Origin of the sequence: Thalassotalea sp. Sam97 (genome assembly GCF_041379765.1) — a bacterium.
GTDB lineage: Bacteria > Pseudomonadota > Gammaproteobacteria > Enterobacterales > Alteromonadaceae > Thalassotalea_A > Thalassotalea_A maritima.
The window spans coordinates 336,225-359,386 of record NZ_CP166919.1; the positions used below are offsets into that span (position 1 = coordinate 336,225).

General features: G+C 43.2%; 24 protein-coding genes. 7 read left to right on the top strand and 17 right to left on the bottom strand.

Going from position 1 to position 23,162, the window contains the following annotated elements:
• Positions 1-22: 22 nt before the first annotated feature.
• Both rarD and ACAX20_RS01430 read right to left on the bottom strand, forming a co-directional pair.
• Positions 23-928, bottom strand: a complete 906-nt coding sequence (gene rarD / locus ACAX20_RS01425) for an EamA family transporter RarD (protein ID WP_371187950.1) — start codon at positions 926-928, stop codon at positions 23-25.
• 88 nt (positions 929-1,016) lie between these two features.
• Positions 1,017-1,469, bottom strand: coding sequence for a thioesterase family protein (locus ACAX20_RS01430; protein ID WP_371187952.1), 453 nt, complete (start codon positions 1,467-1,469; stop codon positions 1,017-1,019).
• Between the two features lie 116 nt (positions 1,470-1,585).
• On the opposite strand from ACAX20_RS01430, the gene recQ reads away from it, so the two are divergent.
• Positions 1,586-3,418 carry a DNA helicase RecQ gene (gene recQ / locus ACAX20_RS01435; protein ID WP_371187954.1) on the top strand — a complete coding sequence of 611 codons (1,833 nt, stop codon included), beginning with the start codon at positions 1,586-1,588 and terminating at the stop codon, positions 3,416-3,418.
• A gap of 95 nt (positions 3,419-3,513) precedes the next feature.
• Here recQ and ubiA read toward each other — a convergent pair whose 3' ends face one another.
• The 7 genes from ubiA to ACAX20_RS01470 all read right to left on the bottom strand — a co-directional run bounded on the left by ubiA (position 3,514) and on the right by ACAX20_RS01470 (position 9,679).
• The gene (gene ubiA / locus ACAX20_RS01440) at positions 3,514-4,377 is read right to left on the bottom strand and encodes a 4-hydroxybenzoate octaprenyltransferase (protein WP_371187956.1); all 864 of its coding nucleotides are present in this window, start codon (positions 4,375-4,377) and stop codon (positions 3,514-3,516) included.
• Between the two features lie 330 nt (positions 4,378-4,707).
• A complete protein-coding gene (locus ACAX20_RS01445) occupies positions 4,708-5,118 on the bottom strand; it encodes a hypothetical protein (RefSeq protein WP_371187958.1) in 411 nt (136 codons plus the stop codon).
• A 302-nt stretch (positions 5,119-5,420) separates the two neighbouring features.
• Entirely contained in the window at positions 5,421-6,035 is a 615-nt protein-coding gene (locus ACAX20_RS01450) for a chorismate lyase (RefSeq protein WP_371187960.1), read from the bottom strand.
• 8 nt (positions 6,036-6,043) lie between these two features.
• The gene (glpG, locus tag ACAX20_RS01455) at positions 6,044-6,895 is read right to left on the bottom strand and encodes a rhomboid family intramembrane serine protease GlpG (protein WP_371187962.1); all 852 of its coding nucleotides are present in this window, start codon (positions 6,893-6,895) and stop codon (positions 6,044-6,046) included.
• A 28-nt stretch (positions 6,896-6,923) separates the two neighbouring features.
• A complete protein-coding gene (gene glpE / locus ACAX20_RS01460; protein ID WP_371187963.1) occupies positions 6,924-7,256 on the bottom strand; it encodes a thiosulfate sulfurtransferase GlpE in 333 nt (110 codons plus the stop codon).
• Between the two features lie 191 nt (positions 7,257-7,447).
• A complete protein-coding gene (tdh, locus tag ACAX20_RS01465) occupies positions 7,448-8,473 on the bottom strand; it encodes an L-threonine 3-dehydrogenase (protein WP_371187964.1) in 1,026 nt (341 codons plus the stop codon).
• A 12-nt stretch (positions 8,474-8,485) separates the two neighbouring features.
• Positions 8,486-9,679, bottom strand: a complete 1,194-nt coding sequence (locus ACAX20_RS01470) for a glycine C-acetyltransferase (protein WP_371189546.1) — start codon at positions 9,677-9,679, stop codon at positions 8,486-8,488.
• Between the two features lie 276 nt (positions 9,680-9,955).
• Between ACAX20_RS01470 and waaA the strand changes: the two genes are divergently transcribed.
• Positions 9,956-11,269: a lipid IV(A) 3-deoxy-D-manno-octulosonic acid transferase gene (gene waaA, locus ACAX20_RS01475; RefSeq protein WP_371187966.1), complete on the top strand. Its 1,314-nt coding sequence runs from the start codon at positions 9,956-9,958 to the stop codon at positions 11,267-11,269.
• A gap of 174 nt (positions 11,270-11,443) precedes the next feature.
• Here waaA and ACAX20_RS01480 read toward each other — a convergent pair whose 3' ends face one another.
• On the bottom strand, positions 11,444-12,481 hold the full coding sequence (locus ACAX20_RS01480; RefSeq protein WP_371187968.1) for a glycosyltransferase family 9 protein: 1,038 nt from the start codon (positions 12,479-12,481) through the stop codon (positions 11,444-11,446).
• Between the two features lie 50 nt (positions 12,482-12,531).
• Between ACAX20_RS01480 and ACAX20_RS01485 the strand changes: the two genes are divergently transcribed.
• A complete protein-coding gene (locus ACAX20_RS01485; protein ID WP_371187970.1) occupies positions 12,532-13,272 on the top strand; it encodes a 3-deoxy-D-manno-octulosonic acid kinase in 741 nt (246 codons plus the stop codon).
• 9 nt (positions 13,273-13,281) lie between these two features.
• Here the strand turns inward: ACAX20_RS01485 and ACAX20_RS01490 are convergent, their stop codons facing one another.
• Entirely contained in the window at positions 13,282-13,959 is a 678-nt protein-coding gene (locus ACAX20_RS01490; protein WP_371187972.1) for a TetR/AcrR family transcriptional regulator, read from the bottom strand.
• A gap of 283 nt (positions 13,960-14,242) precedes the next feature.
• Here ACAX20_RS01490 and coaD point away from each other — a divergent pair, with 283 nt between their 5' ends.
• Complete coding sequence (gene coaD, locus ACAX20_RS01495; RefSeq protein WP_371189547.1) at positions 14,243-14,740, top strand: pantetheine-phosphate adenylyltransferase; 498 nt, start codon at positions 14,243-14,245, stop codon at positions 14,738-14,740.
• A 105-nt stretch (positions 14,741-14,845) separates the two neighbouring features.
• Here the strand turns inward: coaD and mutM are convergent, their stop codons facing one another.
• The 5 genes from mutM to rpmB form a co-directional block, all read right to left on the bottom strand.
• Entirely contained in the window at positions 14,846-15,661 is an 816-nt protein-coding gene (gene mutM, locus ACAX20_RS01500) for a bifunctional DNA-formamidopyrimidine glycosylase/DNA-(apurinic or apyrimidinic site) lyase (protein WP_371189548.1), read from the bottom strand.
• A gap of 77 nt (positions 15,662-15,738) precedes the next feature.
• Positions 15,739-17,667 (bottom strand): M48 family metallopeptidase, encoded by a 1,929-nt coding sequence (locus ACAX20_RS01505; RefSeq protein WP_371187974.1) that lies wholly within the window; start codon positions 17,665-17,667, stop codon positions 15,739-15,741.
• Positions 17,668-17,702: 35 nt separating this feature from the next.
• Positions 17,703-18,299 carry a LemA family protein gene (locus ACAX20_RS01510; RefSeq protein WP_371187976.1) on the bottom strand — a complete coding sequence of 199 codons (597 nt, stop codon included), beginning with the start codon at positions 18,297-18,299 and terminating at the stop codon, positions 17,703-17,705.
• 225 nt (positions 18,300-18,524) lie between these two features.
• Positions 18,525-18,680, bottom strand: a complete 156-nt coding sequence (rpmG, locus tag ACAX20_RS01515; RefSeq protein ID WP_033078277.1) for a 50S ribosomal protein L33 — start codon at positions 18,678-18,680, stop codon at positions 18,525-18,527.
• An 11-nt stretch (positions 18,681-18,691) separates the two neighbouring features.
• The gene (gene rpmB, locus ACAX20_RS01520; protein ID WP_371187978.1) at positions 18,692-18,928 is read right to left on the bottom strand and encodes a 50S ribosomal protein L28; all 237 of its coding nucleotides are present in this window, start codon (positions 18,926-18,928) and stop codon (positions 18,692-18,694) included.
• Between the two features lie 438 nt (positions 18,929-19,366).
• Between rpmB and ACAX20_RS01525 the strand changes: the two genes are divergently transcribed.
• Positions 19,367-20,260, top strand: coding sequence for a neutral zinc metallopeptidase (locus ACAX20_RS01525; RefSeq protein ID WP_371187980.1), 894 nt, complete (start codon positions 19,367-19,369; stop codon positions 20,258-20,260).
• Between the two features lie 63 nt (positions 20,261-20,323).
• On the opposite strand, the gene radC is transcribed toward ACAX20_RS01525, so the two are convergent.
• Complete coding sequence (radC, locus tag ACAX20_RS01530) at positions 20,324-20,995, bottom strand: RadC family protein (protein WP_371187982.1); 672 nt, start codon at positions 20,993-20,995, stop codon at positions 20,324-20,326.
• A 185-nt stretch (positions 20,996-21,180) separates the two neighbouring features.
• On the opposite strand from radC, the gene coaBC reads away from it, so the two are divergent.
• Together coaBC and slmA are read left to right on the top strand one after the other, a co-directional pair.
• Positions 21,181-22,395 (top strand): bifunctional phosphopantothenoylcysteine decarboxylase/phosphopantothenate--cysteine ligase CoaBC, encoded by a 1,215-nt coding sequence (coaBC, locus tag ACAX20_RS01535; RefSeq protein ID WP_371187984.1) that lies wholly within the window; start codon positions 21,181-21,183, stop codon positions 22,393-22,395.
• Between the two features lie 116 nt (positions 22,396-22,511).
• The gene (slmA, locus tag ACAX20_RS01540) at positions 22,512-23,096 is read left to right on the top strand and encodes a nucleoid occlusion factor SlmA (protein WP_371187986.1); all 585 of its coding nucleotides are present in this window, start codon (positions 22,512-22,514) and stop codon (positions 23,094-23,096) included.
• The last annotated feature ends 66 nt before the right edge of the window (positions 23,097-23,162 follow it).

Sequence of the window (23,162 nt, forward strand, 5' to 3'; positions counted from 1 at the left end):
TCTATAATCTCAATTAATGGGGTTATAACGGTGCCGCGCTTTTTCTCTTTTTACGCTTACGCAAAGAATCAACGCTATAAACCACTAATGCACCCCAAATAAAGGCAAAGGTGAGCATTTTTTCAAACACTAATTGTTCTTGATACAAGGTAATGGCAAGAACAAACATGATACTTGGACCAATGTATTGGAAAAAACCCATGGTGGTCAACGGCAAGCGTTTTGCGGCAGCGGTAAAAAACAGTAAAGGTGCAGTGGTTACTGCGCCAGCTGCAATCAAGGTGACATTTAACGATGCACTATTTTCCAGCATGTTGGCACTGCCGGAATCGATAAATAACAACCAGTAGAGCAGAGCAAATGGCAACATCCACGCCGATTCAATAAGTAGTCCCGGCATAGAGTCAACCGGCCGTTTTTTACGAAGAAGACCGTAAATGCCAAAAGTCGACGCTAATGCCAAAGCGATATAAGGTACTGTCCCTAAACTAAACAGTTGAATAACGACACCAGTACAAGCAAGCACAACAGCAATGCCTTGCCACTTGGTTAAGCGTTCACCCAGAAATAGTACGGCTAACGCGACACTCAACAACGGGTTTATATAATAACCAAGACTTGCTTCCAAGATATAACCATTATTCACTGACCAGATAAATATCAACCAATTACAGGCGAGAATGGCGCTGGTGAGCAATAAATATCCGAGTTTTTTCGGTTCGCGATAAATGGCACGCACTTTTGACCAATTGCCCATGGCTAAGATAATCACCAGTAGCAAAACAAAACTCCATACGATGCGATGCACCAGAATTTCAGCCGCTGATACCGAAGACAGTAACTTAAAATAAATGGGGGCGATACCCCATAAAGAATATGCACAGATGGCGTTAATGACGCCTGTTTTGTGTTCGCTTGTTGGTTGCATGGATGGTGCTTGATTTAAATAATAAAATTAAGGTCGCGAAGTTTACCATGCTTACTATTCATACGACTATATAACTCAGTGTATTTTATTAAACAATATATGTCCCAGTTCCGAAGGCTATATGCTGTTGTTGCTCATTATGCAATTCCATGCGAGCAACAGCAACTTTGTTACCGTGGCGAATGATATGGGCACTGGCGATGAACTTTTCACCTTTACCAGGTCTGAGAAAATCAGTACGTAAATCGATGGTTGCCATGCGCGCTAATTTTTTCTTAATGGATGCTTGTGAAGGTTGTTCAAGGGTGCTGATAACATTGGCTGCAACAACTACGCCACCAACCATATCCAGTACTGAAGCTGTTACCCCGCCATGCAAAATTTTTTGTACCGGGTTACCCATTAACTTGTCGTGCCAATTAAAGTGTATTTCAGCATAATCTTCGCGCATGATAACGATCTCAAATCCCAACAGCCGATTGAAGGCAATGTGTTGATTCCAAACGGTAATTATTTCATCAAAAACGTGGCTTAGTGACATGGCTGTGTCCTTTGTGGTTTTGGAACGAAGTCGTAAAAAATAAATTGAAAAAAAGCTTACCTTAGCAGCTATCTGTTCAGTAAAATAGCCACAAATACCTTATATACAGAACAGCCGTGCATTCCCCTACATCTGTCGAACAAGATAACTCTCAGCGCATTGATTTGCCTAAACAGCTCAGCCATTACTTTGGTTTTGATAGCTTTCGTTCAGGTCAACAGCAGGTTATCGAGCAGTTATTAGGGGGGCGAGATTGTTTAGTATTGATGCCAACCGGTGGTGGTAAGTCGCTTTGTTATCAGTTACCAGCGACGATATTACCTGGGCTGACGATTGTTGTTTCACCCTTGATTGCATTGATGAAAGATCAGGTCGATGGATTACAACGACAGGGAGTCGGTGCTGCGTATGTTAACTCATCTCAATCTGCAGAGCAGATTAATACCACCATGCAACGTATTGCTAGTGGTGAAGTTAAAATTTTATACGTCGCACCCGAGCGTCTACTAAGTGCGTATTTTCTGCAATCTTTAGCAAGCATGCACATCGCCTTTTTTGCCATTGATGAGGCGCATTGTATTTCTCAGTGGGGGCATGATTTTAGACCATCGTATACGCAACTGGGTCGCATTAAAGAATCTTTTCCGTATACGCCAATTATGGCGTTAACAGCGACGGCTGATGTTACCACGCGGCGTGATATTTTAAATCAGTTGCGTTTGCGAGATCCGCATGTGCACTTAGACAGCTTTGATCGCCCCAACATTCGTTATACGTTGACAGAGCGCTACAATGGCGAACGACAAATCCTCGACTACTTGCAACAAAATCCAGAAGACAGCGGCATTATTTATTGTTCAAGCCGCTGGCAGGTCGATAACTTATGCAAAAAGTTGGCGCAGCAAGGGGTGGATTGCGCGGGGTATCATGCCGGTATGGAAACCGATATTCGCAATGTCATTCAAGAAGGGTTTACCAAAGATAATATCCGCGTTGTTGTCGCCACCGTTGCGTTTGGTTTAGGGATTAATAAACCGAATGTGCGCTTTGTTATTCATTATGATATTCCTCGCACATTAGAGGCTTTTTATCAAGAAACTGGCCGTGCAGGGCGCGATGGTTTGCCTGCAGAAGCGTTATTCTTGTTCGATAGCCAAGATATCGACAAGGTTAAAAAGCGTATAATGCAAAATGATAATGAACAGCGCGCTAATGTTGAAATGCAGCGTTTTGCTGCCATGACAGGGTTTGCTGAAGCGCAAATATGCCGTCGCCAAGTGTTGTTAAATTACTTTGCCGAGTATACCGAGCAAGGGTGTGGTAATTGCGATATTTGCCTTGATCCGCCGAGCAGTTACGATGGTACCACCGATGCGCAAAAGGTGTTGTCATGCGTGTACCGTATTCAACAGCAAGGGGATATTCATTATGTTATTGATGTATTGCGTGGTCGTGATACCGACAAAGTGATCAAAAATGAACATCATCAAGTGTCGACGTTTGCCATAGGTAAGGATAAAACCCGTGGTTATTGGTTTAGTGTTATTCGACAGTTGATTCACTTAGGTTTATTACAGCAAGATATTGAGCAGCAGTCAGCATTAGTGTTGACGAACGCTGCACGACCTGTTTTGAAAGGCGAAACTCAGTTGCTAATGGCAAGACCACGATTACAGAGTCAAAGCTACTGGCAACAAAATAAAGCGAAAGTTAGCTACGATAAACAGCTATTTAAACAACTGCGTACGTTGCGTAAAGAAATCGCAGACAGCGAAGACATTGCGCCGTTCATTGTATTTAACGACGCGACACTAATTGAATTAGCTAAATACCTGCCAAGCAATGATAATCAATTCTTAGCAATCAGCGGTGTAGGACCGACTAAGTTAGCGCGTTACGGTAAGCCGTTTATGGACCTGATCCGCGAGTACAACGAGCCTAAGCGTTAACCGCATGACAGTGTATCAACTAGACGTTTAGCTCAATATCAACGCCATGCTAGGGTCAGCAGACCCTAGCAAAGCCGAAATATATTAATTTGGGCTTAAGTTACATATTGAAATGCGATACCCATTAATACCGCTAATAAGCCATAATGATTGTTTAAAAATGCCTTAAAACATGCTTCACGTTGTCGGTTTACTATTAATCGTTGTTGATAAACAAAACCGATTGCAGCAAGCAATAACCCAAGGTAATAAAACATATTAAATTGTTGGATTTGGCCGACTTTAAATAGCATCGTTAATGCCATGGTCTGCAGTAGAGCAATGATAACTTTGTCAAATCGACCAAATAGAATCGCAGTTGATTTAATTCCCACCTTGAGATCGTCGTCCCGATCAACCATTGCATATTGGGTATCATAAGCCACTGTCCACAGTAGGTTAGCGAAAAATAACAACCACGCAATGGTCGGAATGCTACCGTAAGCTTCGTTGAATGCCATGATCATTCCCCAACTAAATGCGGCACCTAACACGACTTGTGGGAGATGGGTGTAGCGCTTCATGAAGGGGTAGCTAGCGGCTAATAAAACCGCGATAACAGACAATAAAATGGTTGACCACGATAGGGTCAGTACGAGTGCAAACGCAGCTAATAGTAAGCTGACAAACAAGACTAAGGCTTGTTGCTCGCTCATTAAACCGCTAACTAGAGGGCGTTCGCTGGTGCGCTTAACGTGGCCATCAACATGACGGTCGGCGTAATCGTTGATGACGCACCCGGCACAGCGCATGATAAACACTCCCATGACAAACACGATAGTTAAATGCCAACCAGGAAAACCGTCGGCAGCGATCAGTAATGCCCACAATGTTGGCCAAAGTAGTAAGTAGGTACCTATGGGTTTATCCATGCGGGTGACCAGCTTAATGGCCTGCCATGAGGGGAAGATATTATTCATATTATGCTGTAGCTAAGTTTGTTGTTAGTAATGCAAAGTGACCAGAATTAATGATCCATACATTGACGTCGTGATTACTGTTCGCCAATTGCGTGCGCTTATCTTATACAACTTAAGAGGTTGAATAAACCTTATCTAAATATTTACCCCGCTGTTTTATCAGCTCATATGGAAATTGTCGTCTGACTTATTGAAAAACGGTTAAGTAGGCAGATACGAAAATGGCTAAGCGAATAACTTAGCCATTTTGATAAGTATTACTATTTGGCATTGAGATCACAGCATTGCCTACTCGCAGTGCAACGTGAGTCACAATGCATATCAATACTCCTATTTCGCGCTAACCATGATGACAATGTTATGATCAACGCCTGCACTTAGGTCGATAATATCGACACTGTCATCAATTTTATACTTCCAACTGGTATGGTGATTTAAATAATTAAAGGTATCATCTGCGCCATACATTGCGGTGAACTTAACGATATCGACGTCATTACAAAGGATCGTTTCTGACACCATTTTTACTTGTGCGCCAGGCGAGCGTAGGGTACTGCCTGTCATACGTCGCATTAAGCTTTTGGTCGTTTGTAGATCATTTTGCACAGCATTGACGCAAAGTTTTGTTGGCATTGAATTATCGGCAGCAACAAACGTGACGTTACCAGCATATGCCGTGGGTAATGTCATAAGACTAAAGGCACAACATGTCGCTACGACTAAACCGGACTTAATTTTCATGAGAGGCTCCTTACTATTGTGGTCCACAATCTTTTTCAATCTGGTAAGCAACTAAAGGTTAGGCATGGGCTTAAGCATGCAATCTATAAACGATGCGATCAGATTGGAGACGCAGTACCAGCGGTGACGTTAGATAATCACCTAGCTCAGTATAGGGAGAGCCTGCCTTAGTTTTATCTTGAATTTAAAAAGCTTAAGCAATTGTTGGTTAATTTGTTTTAGCCTAAAAGCTGATGATTATCAGGTGCTTGAATCAATAATCAGATAAAACTAAGAATTTTAAGGTAACTTTAAGGGGAAGGTTACCGAGGTTCGTACGCTTTGGCACCTGGTAAGAATACCTCGGCAACCATAAGCGGTTTGTTTTCGATATAAAACAAAGAGCGACGCCCCCATAGGTTGTGGTTGACCTGTAAACTCAGCGAGGTTGCTAATTGGGCGACACGGTGCGATGGCTCAATTTCAGCAACTTGGACAACATCACGGCGTAATTTAGGATTGTTAAAAAGGACTTGGCCAAGCGGTTGCTGTCCGAGGTTGGCTAATGCTCGTTGCTCTCCGGTCAAGCTTGTTAACGGCAATAAACTGCGCGCAAAGACGTGCGGCTGTTGATCACAAAATAGTAGTACTTCACGCACTAATACTTGCTCGCCTTCGGCAATATCGGCATTGGCTTCGTGGGCTTGGCAAGATTCAATTCGTTGCCCGAGTAGCTCAACTTTAAATTGTTGGCAATGTGAAGATAAGCGGGCAGTTAATGACGATGGATCCAGCAACCAGTCATGGAGAATAGTTGTTTTAGGCGCTTTAGTGGCACTTACCCAGTTAATATCTAAACCGATAGGAAACTGCTGGGCGAGTTGTAAGATCTGTTTTTGTATCTGTTGTGCTGTCGCTTGTTGCATGGGCTCTTTCATCGGCTTTGTTAGCCTTTGTTTTTATAATAATAGGCAAAACCAATACCGCTAATTAACCCCAATAAATGAGCTGTGTTAGCGACATTTAAGGGGAGCAGTCCAGTAAAACCGAGTACCAGCCAAAACAACATAAAGCCAATAATCGGTCTGGATAATTCGATGCCTCGGTCAGGGTTTAGGTAGCCATAAATCCAAACAAAACCAAAAACAGCGTAGACGACACCTGATAAACCACCAAAGTATTCTCCTGAGACGAGAAACTGCCCTGTGTTGGAAGCAAGAGCAGAAAATGCAAATAGTGATAATAAACACAAGCTACCAAATTTTCGTTCGATTTGGCCACCTAAATACCACCACCACATGGTGTTAAAGGCGATATGTAATAACGAAAAGTGGAATAAAGCAGGCGTAATAAGGCGCCAAGGTTCGCTTAAGGTTTGTGATACATCGCCATATTGATTGAACTTTAGGAATTCAAATACAGGTGCACCAATAAATACAAAGGTGGCCATAAAGACAACCCAACAGAGAATAAAAACGCTGATACTTAGTGGACCAGCTTGGCTGATAAAACTATGTTTAAGCGTTTTTAAAAAGCCAGTGCTGTGCAGATCAAATGATGCACCGCTATTCCATGCGGACTGCTGGTAACGTGCTGCACTTGGGTTACTAACAAATTGGCGGAATTCTTCTCTGGCTTGCTCTACGTGTTGCTCAGCGCAAAATAGGGTGTAACCATCTCGCTGGCCATGATCATCAATAGCCGGACGCAACCGGCTGTCGATGCCAATTTGTGCCAAGTAGCTTTGAAACACCTGGGCAACGGATTTATTGGCGATATGGACGAATGGCTGCATCATGGCTATTAATCTTAAACCTAACGGTAGATTAGCGTTCGATATGATCAGGATAGGTGCGAGACCAAAGGTCAAAACCACCGTCTAGGGTATATACGTCGCTAAAATCATGACCAGCAAGGAACTGTGCGGCTTGCACACTAGAGATACCGTGATAACAGCACACAACGGTCGGTGCATCAAAGTCTGCTTCACGTAAAAAGTTGGCTAAGTTGTCGTTGGTTAATTGCGTTGCGCCAGGGATGCGGCCATGGGCAAATGCTTGAGCATCACGAATATCAACAATAACAAACTTCTTTGATTCCAAATCGGCGTATACATCGTCAACGTGTAAGTGACGATAGTCGGCGGCTACATTTTGCAAAATACACTTCCTACTAAAGGTTAAAATGATAAGGTCTTAGCATTTTCAGTGAATGTGCGATTCTTTACAGTAATGACTATCAGACCTTATCGTCGACATTGTTTGATTGTATCATAGCCGTGCCAACAAAAAAGCCAGAAGAGTGAACTTCTGGCTTCGCTTGATGATGGTTAGCTTGTCAGTTTAACCGGCTAATCCCAGTTAAGGATAACCTTACCTGAGTTACCTGATAGCATGGCATCAAAACCTTGCTGAAAATCATCAATGTGGAATTCGTGGGTAATGATTGGGCTAATGTCTAAACCAGATTGCACTAAACTTGCCATCTTGTACCAAGTCTCAAACATTTCTCGACCGTATATGCCTTTAATAATCAGACCCTTAAAGATGACTTTTGACCAGTCGATAGCCATGTCTTGACCCGGTATACCGAGCATGGCAATTTTACCACCGTTGTTCATGCTATCGAGCATGGCATGGAATGCTGACGGCACCCCTGACATTTCAAGGCCGACATCAAACCCTTCCGTCATGCCCAACTCATTCATGACATCGTTAAGGTTTTCGTTAGCAACGTTAACGGCTCGCGTGGCGCCCATTTTACGCGCAAGCTCTAAGCGATACTCATTAATATCGGTGATCACGACATGACGAGCACCAACGTGCTTAGCGACCGCCGCAGCCATTATGCCGATAGGGCCAGCACCAGTGATCAGGACATCTTCACCAACCAAGTCGAATGACAAGGCGGTGTGCACAGCGTTGCCAAATGGGTCAAAAATAGATGCTAGCTCGTCAGATATTTCATCCGGCAATTTAAATGCATTAAATGCTGGGATCACTAGGTATTCAGCAAAACAACCTGTGCGGTCAACTCCAACACCAATGGTGTTATTACATAAATGTGTACGACCACCACGACAGTTACGGCAATGCCCACAAGTAATATGCCCCTCACCAGAGACGCGATCGCCTTTACTAAAGCCTTTTACTTCGCTACCCATGTCGACCACAACACCAGAATATTCGTGGCCAACTACCATAGGTACCGGAATGGTTTTTTGCGACCATTCATCCCAGTTGTAAATGTGAATGTCGGTGCCACAGATTGCCGTTTTCTTAATTTTAATCAGCAAGTCATTAGGGCCAATATTAGGCATGGCAGAATCGGTCATCCAAATGCCTGGTTCGGCTTTTAATTTAGCTAAAGATTTCATCGTTGTCTCCGCTTAGATAATGCCCATTTCTTTACCTATACGGGTAAAGGCATCGATAGCTTGGTCTAGTTGTGCTTGGCTGTGAGCCGCTGATATTTGTGTACGAATACGTGCTTGCCCTTTAGGCACAACAGGGAACGAGAAGCCGATTACGTAAATACCTTCAGCTAACAAGCGATCAGACATTTCGGCAGCGACTTTAGCATCGCCTAACATAACTGGTACAATCGCGTGATCAGCGCCTGCACAAGTAAAGCCTGCAGCTTCCATTTTACTGCGGAAGTAGCTGGCGTTATTTTTCAGCTTAACGCGCAAATCACCGCTTTCGGCAAGCATGTCTAATACTTCAATCGACGCACGGGCAATCGCCGGTGCCAGTGAGTTTGAGAACAAGTATGGACGAGAACGTTGGCGTAACCATTCAATAATTTGTTTTTTACCTGAGGTGTAACCACCTGATGCGCCACCCATGGCTTTACCTAAAGTACCGGTAATGATGTCAACACGATCGATAACATCACAGTATTCATGTGAACCTCTGCCGTCTTCACCAACAAAACCAACAGCATGCGAGTCATCGACCATAACTAACGCGTTATACTTGTCAGCTAAATCACAGATACCTTTTAAATTCGCAATCACGCCATCCATTGAGAAAACACCATCGGTGGCGATGAGTTTATAACGCGCACCAGCTTCATCAGCGGCGATAAGTTGTGCTTCTAAATCGGCCATGTCGTTATTGGCATAACGAAAACGCTTGGCTTTACATAAACGCACGCCATCAATAATCGATGCGTGGTTTAGGGCATCTGAGATGATCGCATCTTCAGGTCCTAAAATGGTCTCGAATAGGCCGGCATTGGCATCGAAACATGACGAATACAAAATAGTATCTTCGGTACCTAGAAAGTTGCTAAGCTTTTCTTCAAGAGCTTTGTGAACATTTTGCGTACCACAAATAAAGCGTACTGAGGCAACCCCAAAACCGTGTTCATCTAAGCCTTGTTTGGCGGCCTCGATTAGGCGTGGGTGGTTTGCTAAACCAAGGTAATTATTGGCACAAAAATTAATAACTTTCTCGCCGGTACTTACCGCAATATCGGCTTGCTGGGCAGTGGTGATCACGCGTTCAGATTTATATAAACCTTCATCTTTAACCTGATCTATTTGTTGTTGTAGGTGATTTAGAAAATTCGTTGACATCTCAACCTCAATACGTTGTTGTAACTTTCGCTTGCCAATATCTTGGCGGAAAAATTTGGCCGCCATTGTACGCATTATAGATGACGCTGCCTAGCCAATTCTTGGCGTTCGATAAAATTGATAAAGCAAATGTTTGGCAATCTGTTTGTACAGATTAGTTTGCCTAAATGTTTGCGTGTCAACAGTATAGTCTACGGCGATTAGCAGGCAGCAAGCGACGCAATATTTTTGCGTGTTTAAAATCGGCATTTGCCTAGGTATACTTAAACGATTGTAATGACAGAGGTTGGCTTGTTGAATCGTTATAAACTTAGTTATCGTCTATACCAGTTATTGATATTGCTACTCACCCCAATACTGGTTTTGGTATTTTTCTTGCGCTCTTTTAACCATAAAGAGTATCGGCAACGATTACGCGAGCGATTTGGTTGGGCTCCCAGCCGTATCAAGAGTGGCTCGATCATCGTGCATGCGGCCAGTGTTGGCGAAGTGATGGCCGTAAAGCCCTTTGTTGATGGTTTGCTCAATCAATATCCTGACCTGCCAATCACCGTGACGACATTTACCCCAACTGGCTCTGCGCAGGTGATTAAACAGTTTCAAAATCGCGTGCAGCATTGTTATTTGCCATTAGATATATCATTTTGTGTGCATTTATTTTTTAAATTGATGCGCCCTAAAGCGGTAGTACTGATGGAAACCGAATTGTGGCCGACGTTAATTCACCGAACATACAAAGCCAATATTCCGTTAATGTTAATTAACGGTCGTTTGTCTGACAGTTCGTTGCAAAGTTACAGTAAGCTGACATGGTTAATCACTCCGGCATTAAATAAATTTTCTGCCATTTTGTGTCAAAGTGATGATAATCGCGATAATTTTGCGGCTCTTGGTGCTAGTGAGTTATTACTTAGTACCTCAGGTAATCTTAAATATGATATCAGCATTGATGATGCCTTAATGGAAAAGGTTGCTTACCTTGGCCAGTTTATTCAAGCAACGCCGCAGCAACAGCAGCGCCGCGTGGTGGTACTTGGTAGCAGTCACCAAGGAGAAGAGGCGTTATTAATTGATGCTTATCATGAATTAAAAGCATGTTTTTCCGACTTGTTATTGGTGATTGTGCCACGTCACCCGGAGCGCTTTGATGCTGTTGCTCAGTTGGTTGTTGATAATGGTCTAAGTTTAGTACGTCGCAGCCGCCAAACACCTGTCAGTGCAGAGGATGATGTTTGGCTTATTGACTCATTAGGTGAGCTGGTTGCTTGTTATGGGTTGAGTGATGCATGTGTTATTGCGGGCAGTTTCTTCGAGGTTGGTGGCCATAATCCATTGGAAGCCGCGCTATTTGCCAAGCCGATTGTGGTTGGCCCTAATATGGCTAACTTTCGCGATATGAATACGAAAATGGTTGACGCGCGCGCTTTAGTGCAACTTACTGATAATAGTGAGTTAACCAGCACCTTGCATCGCTTATTATCCGACAACGACGTTGCTGCCGACATGGGCAAAAACGCGGCGCAGGTAGTGGCTGAAAATCAAGGGGCAACGCAAACCAGTATTGATAAGCTGCACAGTTTAATTGACTAACAAATCATTCGAGTTGAGATATTAATAGGGCATAATATCGCTGAGTCTAACGCAATTTTATGCCCTATTGGTTGATATAACGTGGTGTTGGTACGAAGAGTTAGGTTGATTGCGAGCTCATGTTGGTTTTTTTAACAGCAAAACGATGTTCCTCTGTGCTTGGCTAATCGGCAATTATACTAATTTGTCGATTTGCTCGGTCACCATAGACAAGGTGATGTTATCCATAAGTTGTCCTTTGGCGCGTGTGCCAAACGGTAATTCATTTACCGATTTTCCATATTGTTGCTCAACGCTCTGCTCATAAACGCTAACAACATACTGTCGATACAAGTAAGGGCCAGTGCGTAGCGGATTTGAGTGAGCATATAAGCCAACAACAGGGGTCGCTACGGATACAGCCATGTGGACCGGTCCGGTATCGGGAGCGACAACCAGTTTTGCCGACTCAAGTACCGCCAGCATTTGTTTTAAACTTGTTTTACCGACTAAATTAATTGGCTGGCATTGACTTAGTTCACAGATCTGCGCCGCAAGCTGGTGTTCTATTTTTGCAGGGCTACCGCAGAGCACCACTTGGTAACCTTTATCGCTAAGGTAATCGGCGACTTGTGCATAACCTTGGGCATGCCAGTTGCGCTCAGCCTTACTTGCCGCTGCCGATATAACGCAATAACGCTGGTCCTCAGGGATATGCTGAGCCCGCCAATGGCGTTCTTCTTCGCCAAATGGCATTAACCAATTCGCTGGCTCTGGGCTAACCCCTATCGCTTTGGCAAAATTCATAAAGCTATCGACGACGTGCGCTTGCGCTTGCGGTTCTATTTGACGGTTGGTAAATAACCATTGGCCTTCTTTGGCACGTGCTTTATCAAAACCGATTTTTACTTTAGCGGGTATAAATAAACTGGCAATACTGGCGCGCAGTGCCACTTGCATGTGCAGTAATACATCAAAATGACGACCTTGCATTTGCTGACGTAGTTGTTGGTATGCATGCCAGCCTTGCGACTTATCGAAGACAATAAACTCAATACCTGGTAGCCCCTGCAGTAGTGAGTGTTCTACTTTGCCAACCACCCAGGTGATGTTTGTTTGTGGATATTGCTTTTGAATTTGTTGTACCATGGCCACCGTATGACATACGTCACCCAGCGCAGACAGTCGCAAAATACATATGGATGTTGGCTGTAAAAGGGTTTGACCGGTCATAAAGGATTCACCACAATATTCAATAACAGAAAGAATTAAGGTCTATTATCTTGAACCTGGGTAGATTTGTAAAACATTCACAGATAAAACTTTTACAGCAAGGTAAGCTACGTTGCCTGTTTGATGCTGATGTTTTGGATGACTTTTGTGTAGATATGTTTGACGCTAAATATTGGCAACAGCGCGATGCCATACTTGGTAGCTCAACTGGTCGAGGCACAGCTTGGTTTGTACAGCATCACGCCTGTAACATGGTGTTGCGTCACTATTATCGTGGCGGTTTGATCGGCAGGTTAATCGACGATAATTATTTGTACTTAGGCTTAAACAATACTCGAGCCGTCAAAGAATTCTTGTTGTTAGCGCAAATGCGTGATTTAGGCCTGCCGGCGCCAAAACCTCTGGCGGTGAAAATTGATGTGCGGGGGCTTAGCTATCAAGCGGATATTTTAATCGAATTGATTGCTGGCGCGACTGACTTGGTCGGCTTGTTGTCTAAAGCACCGCTGAACCAGCAAGTTTGGCATAATATCGGTGCTTGTATTCGTCAATTTCATGATCATAACGTGTATCATCATGACTTAAATGCTCATAACATTATGCTTGATGACAGCCAAAAGGTTTGGTTAATCGATTTTGATCAGGGGCGCTTTATGAGCAAGCCCGGTAAGTGGCAGCAACAAAACTTGGCTCGTTTACAGCGCTCGTTTTTAAAAGAGCAAAAAAAATTGCCAGAGTTTCATTTTAATGAAAACAATTGGCAATCTTTACAAGCTGGTTATTACCGCTAGGCTTTGCGGTTAACTTTCGCTGCTAATTTCACTGGTAACCACGGCAGACTCAATCTTTAACGCTTGATATTTAGCGCGTGCTGCTTCAAATGCATCGCGTGCATCATCGGTCACATAAGGGCTTAACAAGGCAAAAATCTTTAATAAGCCATCATAGATACTCTCATCATTGATCTTCGGGTCTTCATCGACTTGAGTCTGTAAATAACTCAACCAAAAAGTCGTGGTTAAACGCAGTAGACAGGTTAGATCTTCATATTCATCATCTTTAATCGTGAGAATATTTGCCTCGTTAAGTGACAACAACATGTTTATAACACGTTGCTTAATTTGCTGCTGTATTTCACTGTAGCGTTTTCGAAGCGCGGGGTTTTTGGCTAATAAAACCGGTAAGTTCGAATAAAAAAAGCGAAATTTTGAGATCAGCTGAAAGACAATATCCATGTACATCAGAATACTGTTTAGGGGATCTTCGGTATCACGCAAATGTTCGAATTCAGACAGTAGGTCATCGGCATACTCACTATAAATAGTATTGATGATGTCTTCTTTATTACGAAAATGGTAATACAAATTACCTGGACTAATACCAAGGTGAGATGCGATATGGTTGGTCGTAATATTTCGCTCACCTTTTTCGTTGAATAATTCAATGCTGGCGTGAACGATTTTGTCTCTAGTTTTCATTAATGATGAAACTCTTATTTTTATGAATATGTGTTCATTTATAGATATGTGCTTGCAAGTTCAGCTGAACACAGCGCACATTTTTTCCCCATAAATAGAATCATACTATCAAACTGAACAAAAAAGGAAGTATTTTGAGTAATTGCTTTAATGGTCAGAGTTGCTATGTAATCGATAATAACTTGTTTTGCTTGGCTTATTTAGTGAACTTATTTGTTCGGTGTATTTGCTTTGCAAAATGAACAAGCTAAAATGGCAACAGAGCAAATTAACCATTATTCTCATGAAAAAGAAAGCGATATACCCAGGGACATTTGATCCGGTTACCAATGGTCATACCGATTTGATTGAGCGTGCGGCACAATTATTCGAGCACGTTATTGTTGGTGTTGCAGCCAGTCCCAGCAAAAAACCACTATTTGATCTGCAAAAGCGTGTTGCCATGATCCAACAAGTAACTCAGCATCTAGATAATGTGAGTGTTGTCGGCTTTTCCGGCCTGTTGGTGGACTTTGCTAAACAACAAAATGCAATGATCTTGATCCGTGGTTTACGGGCGGTATCTGACTTTGAATATGAATTTCAGCTTGCCAATATGAACCGCCGCTTATACCCGCAATTAGAAAGCGTATTTTTAACACCTGCTGAAGAAAATTCATTTATTTCATCGACCTTAGTGAAAGAAGTGTCGCTGCATGGTGGTGATGTATCTGAATTTGTTCACCCGTATGTTAAGGGGGAATTGGATAACAGCGTTTTTAATAAAGCCAATAAAGCTTAATGCCAACAAAATTGACTTTATTCTCTGGTACTTATAAACCGTCGTAATCTACGCCATTATTAACGGCGGCACCATTAGCAAATGCAGGTAACGCCAAACAGGGCATTAACCACGCTGGCATCTAGGGCAATAGGTGGTCGCACGGCCACCTTGTTTAATCTCTTTTAATGGCGTTTCACATATAAAGCAAGGTTGACCTCCTCGGCCATACACCATCAGCGATTGCGCAAAATAACCAGGTCGACCATCGGCTTGAGTGAAATCTTTTAGGGTTGTCCCACCTTGTTCAATCGCGTGAGTTAAAACTTGCTTTATTTTTTCAACGAGGCGCTGATAACGTTGCTTGGAAATTTTACCGGCTGCTTTTGTTGGTGAGATCCCGGCTTGAAACAGACTTTCATTGGCATAAATATTCCCAACTCCTACCACCACCTGATTATTCATAATAAAGGTTTTCACCGCTACGGTTTTGTTGCGCGACTTTTGATAGAGGTATTCACCAGTAAACTCATCGAGTAAAGGTTCAGGTCCTTGGTTGTTTAGCAGTGGGTGCTGCTCAACATCACCGGTTATCCATAATACGGCCCCAAAGCGACGAGGATCGTTCAATCTTAATGCAAGGCCATTATCGAGTACCATATCAAAGTGATCGTGCTTAGCGGCCTCACTATGGGCAGGAATAACACGCAGGGTACCAGACATGCCAAGATGTAAAATCAGCGTTCCTTTGTCAGTTATCAGTAATAAGTATTTGGCGCGACGGCGAATGGCGATAATCTTTTCACCAACCAAATCATCTATATTGTCGGTAATCGGCCAGCGTAAATTGGCATTGCGAACAATCACCTCGCTGACCGTTTGGTTGATAACATGTGGGGTAATACCACGACGGCAGGTTTCGACTTCAGGTAATTCAGGCATAGTAGAAATAATCAAATAGGGTTATTACAGGGTGAGTCAATTACTCGCATTTCATCAATTGCACATGTACGTCGCTATTAGCGAGCCGATAAATTCGGAGGCATCGGACAATCGAGCGTATCAGCGATAGCGCGGATCAGCTCCATTTCTTGATGACTAAAATGTTTATCGCTGGTAGCAATCAGCAAACATCCTTTTAAAATATCGGGCTTAGACTTAACTCGTAATTTTACTAATTTAGTCAAGGCCTTGTCGAGAGCAGAAAACTGGCATTGACTAACGGCTAATAGTCTAAGCTCTGGCATTTTACTGGTCGTTCTAATTAACGCCAATACCCGTTGTCGTTCAGGCTCATCGGCAATCAAATGGTGCAAGAGAGCACTAAATAGCACTTCCGCCGCATCGTAGCACTGCTCGATTGTTAACGGTTTATCAACACGGTTGGCTTTTTCAAATGTGGCGCCAACATGGCGAACGACCATACGCAGCAACACCCACTCAAATAATGCGAAGTGCTGATCACTATCAATGAGGACTTGCATAGTATCAAGAAGTTGCTGATATTGGTTTTTATTGAGCACTTGTAATAGTGGCAGGCTGATATCAATAAGTGGCAACCGAAAGCGGGGGTGTAAGCGCTGCACTGTACTATAAAGAGTTAACACGGTCGTCAGCACATCTTGCTCACAGCGATCTTGTAAATGTTGCAATTGCTGTTGTTGGATACTGGTATTGGTATCGAGCAATAAACAGTATATAAAGGCTTGTGCGCCTGTAGGTGTGCGCACTGCATCAAGCACATTGTCAGGTACATCGAGCAGTAATTGGTGTGCATAGTCAAGTTGTTGATCGCTGATGTTGCCAATGCTGTCTAACACTTGCTGAGCGACAATGGCGCCCGTGACAGCTTTGGCAACTCGCTCTTTAGAAGGTGCTGCTGAGGCTGATGTGGATCGCTCAGCCTCAGACGGTGCTTGCCGATGTTGCTGCTTCTGTTTGTTAATTTTACTTTGTAACTCAAAATATGGCGCAATTCGTTTAATGCGGTTTTTCAATGGTGGATGTGTTGTAAAGAGAGAGTCGACGAAGCTGCTCACGCCTTTACTAAAGTAGGCATGACTCATTTGTGGTGCTAGTGGACTATCGAGTGCTGAACCATACTGATAACGACCAATTTTACTTAATGCACCAGCGATACCTTCTTTACTACGCGTATATTGCACTGCTGACGCATCAGCTAAGTACTCACGTTGTCGACTTACGGCGGCTTTAATCAAGCCACCAAAAAAGTTGCCGCTAAAGCCAACCACGATAAGACCTAAGCCCAAGGCGAATAGCGCTGCGGTATTTTTATTGTCGCCTCGTACAACTCGTAAGATGTAATAACCAATATAGCCGATAACTAATATCCCATGCAGGATACCAATTAAGCGCATATTTAAACGCGTATCACCGTGCAATATATGACTAAACTCGTGGGCAATTACGCCTTGTAGCTCATCACGTGTTAATTGATCTAGACTGCCTTGGGTGACGCCAATTACGGCATCTGAAGTGCGGTAACCTGCGGCAAAGGCATTAATGCCTAGTTCATTGTGTAACACGTATACCGCTGGTACCGGTGTTCCTGAAGCAATCGCCATTTCTTCAACAACATTGAGCAGTTGTTTTTCTTGATGGTCGCGAGTATCGTAAGTTATTCGCTTACCGCCAAGTAATTCGGCAACTTTTTTCCCCCCAGTGCCTAGACTCAATGTTTTATAGGCACTACCGCTGAAGATGATAAAGCTTACTACACAAGCGACAAGAATCGCTTCTTGCCAGTCAAACTGCTGACCAATCAATGACAAGCTATACAATTGATTAGGTTGTATGGTTAAGTAAGCTTGCAACGCCATAACGATGGTGTAGGTCATTACAATTAGACCAACAGCAGCAGCGACAAACAACAGGATCAGTAACCCTGTTTTACGCCGTGCATCATCTTGCGCTTGAAAAAAGTCCATTATCTTCTGCTACTGTCCGCTATTTAAAGCACGACCTAAAATGATACTTTAGGTGCTTGCTGAATTTGTTCTGAGTCGTCGAATTCTAATAGGCTGGCATCAGTTGCATGACCAAATAAGCTAGCAAATAAGGTTTGCGGAAAGCTTTGTTTGTAGGTGTTATAAGTCATTACTTGATCGTTAAACGCTTGGCGGGCAAAGCTGACTTTATTTTCGGTACTGATCAGCTCTTCATTTAGCTGCATCATATTCTCATTTGCTTTTAGTTCAGGGTAATCTTCCATGACCATATTGAATTTACTCATTGCCCCCATAAGCGCCTGTTCAGCACCACGCAACGATTGCATCGCTTGTGGGTTGCCCGGTTGTGCTGCTGCTGAAGCAAGCCCTTTAGCAGCATTGTTACGGGCAGAGATAACCGCTTCCAAGGTATCTCTCTCATGGCTCATGTAAGCCTTAGCCGTTTCGACTAAGTTAGGTATCAGGTCATAACGTCGCTTTAATTGCACTTCAATTTGCGCAAAAGCATTTTTATAGCGATTTTTTAGTGCGACTAGTTTGTTAAAAATACCAACAACATACAACGCAGCAACGACGACTATCACGATGAGAATAATGACGGAAGTACTCATAATAACCCCTTACAGGTTTGTTTGTTAATATTGTGTAAGTTTGCCTGTTGTCAGTCTAGTGCGCAAGCAATTGGTGAATAAAAAATACTCAGCGGATAACGATTTTAATGAGTTGTTGATGAAATAGCGGATTTAGGCGGGCAGCGAGCTGCTGTAGCGTCGGCCAAATTGTAGGTATAAAAAAACCCGGTAGATACCGGGTTTTTTAAGAAAGCGGTTAATCAATTACTTGATTTTAGCTTCTTTGTAGATCACGTGCTTACGAGCTTTTGGATCAAATTTTTTGATTTCCATCTTCTCAGGCATAGTCTTTTTATTCTTGTCAGTAGTATAAAAATGACCAGTACCAGCAGATGAAACTAAACGAATTTTATCACGCATGGTTCAATTCCTTAGATTTTTTCGCCACGGGCACGGATGTCTGTTAATACAGCATCGATACCTTTCTTGTCGATGATACGCATTCCTTTAGGAGTAGTGCGTAATTTAACGAAACGATTTTCGCTTTCAACCCAAAAACGGTGTGTTTGTAGGTTTGGTAAAAAACGACGACGGGTTGCGTTCATAGCGTGTGAACGGTTGTTACCTACCATCGGTTTTTTGCCTGTAACTTGGCAAACTTTAGACATGTGAGTCACTCCAATAATTAATTTTCAGCTCGAGCTTGTTACTTATATCGAGACATATTTAAAAGTATCGATTGATACTTTGATATCTGAATCGATATCAACTCCTCAGGCCGTCGCCTATAGGAGCCTGAAAAAGGTCGCAAATTATATAGACGTCCTAAAAAATGATCAAGCTTTATCGGCTACAAATTAGGCTGATATTCAATTTGGCGCCGATTATACGGTGGTTTGTTGAAAAACCCAACATAAATTATGCAATTATTGCAAAAAACATCGCAAAAATTAGCGTGTTTTGGTGACAGGCATGCTGAGTTAATGTGGCTAAGTATACCCGTTGACGATTTTTTATTGCTGATAAGCCTTTAAAATTGGGATTCACACCAGTTCACTGCTAAATTTTAACGTACTAGCACTGGTGTGGCACTGAGGAGGTTGGCTATGCGTTGGCAAGGCAAACGAAAAAGCTCAAATGTAGAAGATCGTCGCGGGCAGCGTGTTGCTGCTGGTGGTGGGTTACTGGCCGGGGTTGTTCGTTTTGTGCCGATGTTATTGAAAACCAAGATGGGGCGCATGGTTTTAATCATTGGTGTTATCGGTTATTTTGCAGCGCAAATGTTTGGCGTTAACATTGCACCTAATTTAAGTTCCGATCAGCAAGCAGGTTCTAGTGCGCCGTTATCGGCAGAGCAAAAGGAGCTGGGTGAATTTGTTGCCACTGTGCTCGCCGATACTGAAGATACTTGGCACTCCCTGTTACAACAAAAAAATTTAAATTATCGTGAACCCGTGTTGGTGTTATTCACCCAAGCGGTACAATCCGCGTGTGGCATGGCTGGCTCGGCTATGGGGCCGTTTTATTGCCCTGCCGATGAAAAAGTGTATATCGACCTATCTTTTTACCAAGATTTAAAAAGTCGTCATGGTGCGCCTGGTGACTTTGCCCAAGCCTATGTGATTGCCCATGAAGTTGGGCATCATTTACAAAAAGTGATGGGCACCACAGATAAAGTGCGCCGCGCTCAGCAAACGGTCAGTAAATCAGAAGCAAATCAATTGTCAGTGCGTTTAGAGTTGCAAGCCGATTGCTATGCTGGCGTTTGGGGTCATCATGCTCACAATCAACGTGGTCTACTTGAGCCTGGTGATTTAGAAGAGGCGTTAACGGCCGCTGCAGCGATTGGAGATGACCGACTACAAAAGCAAGCACAAGGTCGAGTGACACCTGATAGCTTTACTCACGGTAGCTCTGACCAACGAGTTCGTTGGTTTCGCAAAGGTTTTGAATATGGTGACTTTACCTTGTGTAATACCTTTAACACCAATCAACTCTAATGATCTTATGCACGCTATTATGGCTAGCTTTGTCTAGGCATAACCTAATGTAGGTCGTTAGCGTTACATATCACCACGTTCGGCTAAGCTGCATGTTAGATGGCCGGCGACAATAATATGATCTAATACACGCACATCAATAAGTGCTAACGCATTAATTAATCGTTGGGTTATTTGTTTATCGGCTAAACTCGGCTCAGCAATACCAGATGGGTGATTGTGCGATAAGATCAGTGCCGCGGCTTTATATTTAAGCGCATATTCGACCACGACTCGAGGATAGACTGTTGCCGCATCGATGGTGCCAAAAAATAGTTTCTTATAACAAATGACATTATGTTGGTTATCGAGAAACAGTACCGCAAACACTTCGTGATGCTCGTGTTTTAATTGGCTAATGAGATATTGCTTGGTTTGTTGTGACGAGGTTAACGCACACCCCTTGCGCAAAGGAGATGCTAAATAACGGCGCGACATTTCAAGGCAGGCTTGCAGTTGTACATACTTGGCTTCACCTAAGCCCCGTTGTTGGCAAAAGGTAGTCATGTCAGCGGTAAATAAACTGTGCAGGTCGTTAAATGTTGTGAGTAATTCTCTAGCTACGGCTACGGCATCCATACCTTTAATGCCAGTACGTAAAAAGATTGCTAAAAGTTCGGCATCGCTCAAGCTTTGCGACCCCAATAACAGCAGTTTTTCTCGTGGACGTTCGGCTTTAGGCCAATTTTTGATCATTGACGCATCCTTGCGTGGGTTTTAATTGGCCTCAGAGATGCGCAGTACTGTATTGCTAAGTTACAATGTGAATACTCACTAATCTCAAGATAACGGTTTAATATCTCAGTAATTACGTGTTATCTTATCGGCACTTATTGTTAAGGTAGTATTATTACTGTCTTTTAAAAGCGTAGCAGGTAGAGATGTTTTTACAGAATAAAAATATCGTATTAGGTGTTACTGGTGGTATCGCCGCGTATAAATGTGCTGAGTTAGTACGCCGTCTTAAAGATCACGGCGCTAATGTACGTGTGGTAATGACTGAGGGGGGGAAGGCATTTATCACGCCATTAACCTTACAGGCCGTATCAGGCAATCCTGTCAGTGATAGTTTATTAGATCCTGCCGCGGAAGCGGCTATGGGACATATTGAATTGGCCAAGTGGGCCGACTTATTGTTGATTGCGCCTGCATCGGCTAATACGCTTGCGCGTATGGCACACGGTTTAGCCGATGACTTGCTGATGACAATTGCGTTAGCGACGCCAGCTCCGGTTGCTATCGCACCAGCAATGAACCAACAAATGTGGCATGCTACAGCAACGCAGCAAAACCTCGCAATTATTCAACGTCGCCATATTAATGTTTGGGGGCCTGCTGCTGGCGAACAAGCCTGTGGTGATGTTGGCTTTGGTCGTATGATTGAGGTAGCTGACATTGTGGAACGTGTTGTTGAATTTTTCCAGAGTAATGATAATCAACTACTTGCAGGACAAAAGTGGTTAATTACCGCAGGGCCAACACGCGAAGCAATAGACCCTGTGCGTTACATATCCAATCACTCATCTGGTAAAATGGGCTTCGCTATTGCCGATGCGGCGACTAAGCTTGGCGCTGAGGTACATATAGTTGCAGGCCCTGTTAACTTACCAACGCCGAATGGCTGTCAGCGTAGCGATGTGCAAAGTGCTGATGATATGTTAGCCGTGGTAATGCAGAAGGTGACTAACAGTGATGTGTTTGTCGCTTGTGCCGCAGTTGCCGATTATAAAGTGGCTGAGATCAGCGAGCATAAAATTAAGAAAACGGATGACAACAATCATATGCAGATTGCATTGGTGAAAAATCCAGATATTGTTGCATCGGTAGCAGCGCTAAAAGAAAAACCTTTTACGGTTGGCTTTGCGGCAGAAACTCGCGATGTTGAAACTTATGCCAAATCAAAGTTACAACGTAAAAACCTTGATATGATCGCCGCTAACGATGTGGCCAAAGCGGGTCAAGGATTTAATAGTGACGATAATGCGTTAACGGCATTTTGGTCATCGGGGCAGCAACAGCTGCCACTTACCAGCAAAGCAGAGTTGGCTAAGCAACTGGTCACCCTAATAAATGAACGTATGCAAAATTTAAAATAAACCGAGCTTTCGTTAGCTGGCGGTTGTTTATCCGCAGTTTATCGGTGGTTTACGATTGTGACTTGGGTCACCGTAATGCCGTTTATATACAACACATGAACAAGAAGAATAGATCCATGTCAGAGAATCAAAAACCAAATCGTCGACAACAAATTCTCGAGTGTCTTGCACACATGTTAGAAACGAGTCCAGGCCAGCGAATCACCACCGCTAAATTAGCTGCAGAGGTAGGCTTTTCAGAAGCGGCGTTGTATCGTCATTTTCCGTCAAAAGCACGCATGTTTGAAGGCTTAATTGAATATATAGAAGAGTCTATCTTCTCACGTATTAATATGATTTTGAGCGAGCAAAAAGAGACCTTAGTACGCTGTCATCATATTACTCATGTGATCTTGGTGTTTGCAGAGCGCAACCCTGGTATGTGTCGTATTTTGGCGGGTGACGCGTTAGTCGGTGAAAACGAGCGATTGCGTGCCCGAGTTCATCAGCTATTTGAAAAGCTTGAAACTCAGTACAAACAAATTATTCGTGAGCGTAAACTGCGCGAAGGAAAAGCCTTCCCAATCGCCGAAGCGGCATTAGCTAATACATTGTTAGCGTATTGCGAAGGTAAAATTAGCGCCTATGTGCGTTCTGGTTTTACTCGCAAGCCAAGTGAAAACTTCAGCGAGCAATGGCAGTTTATGATGGCGGGTTGTTAACGCAATTTTCGCCCCCACATCATAGAAAACCACCAATAAAGCCAGTTTAATACTGGCTTTTCATTA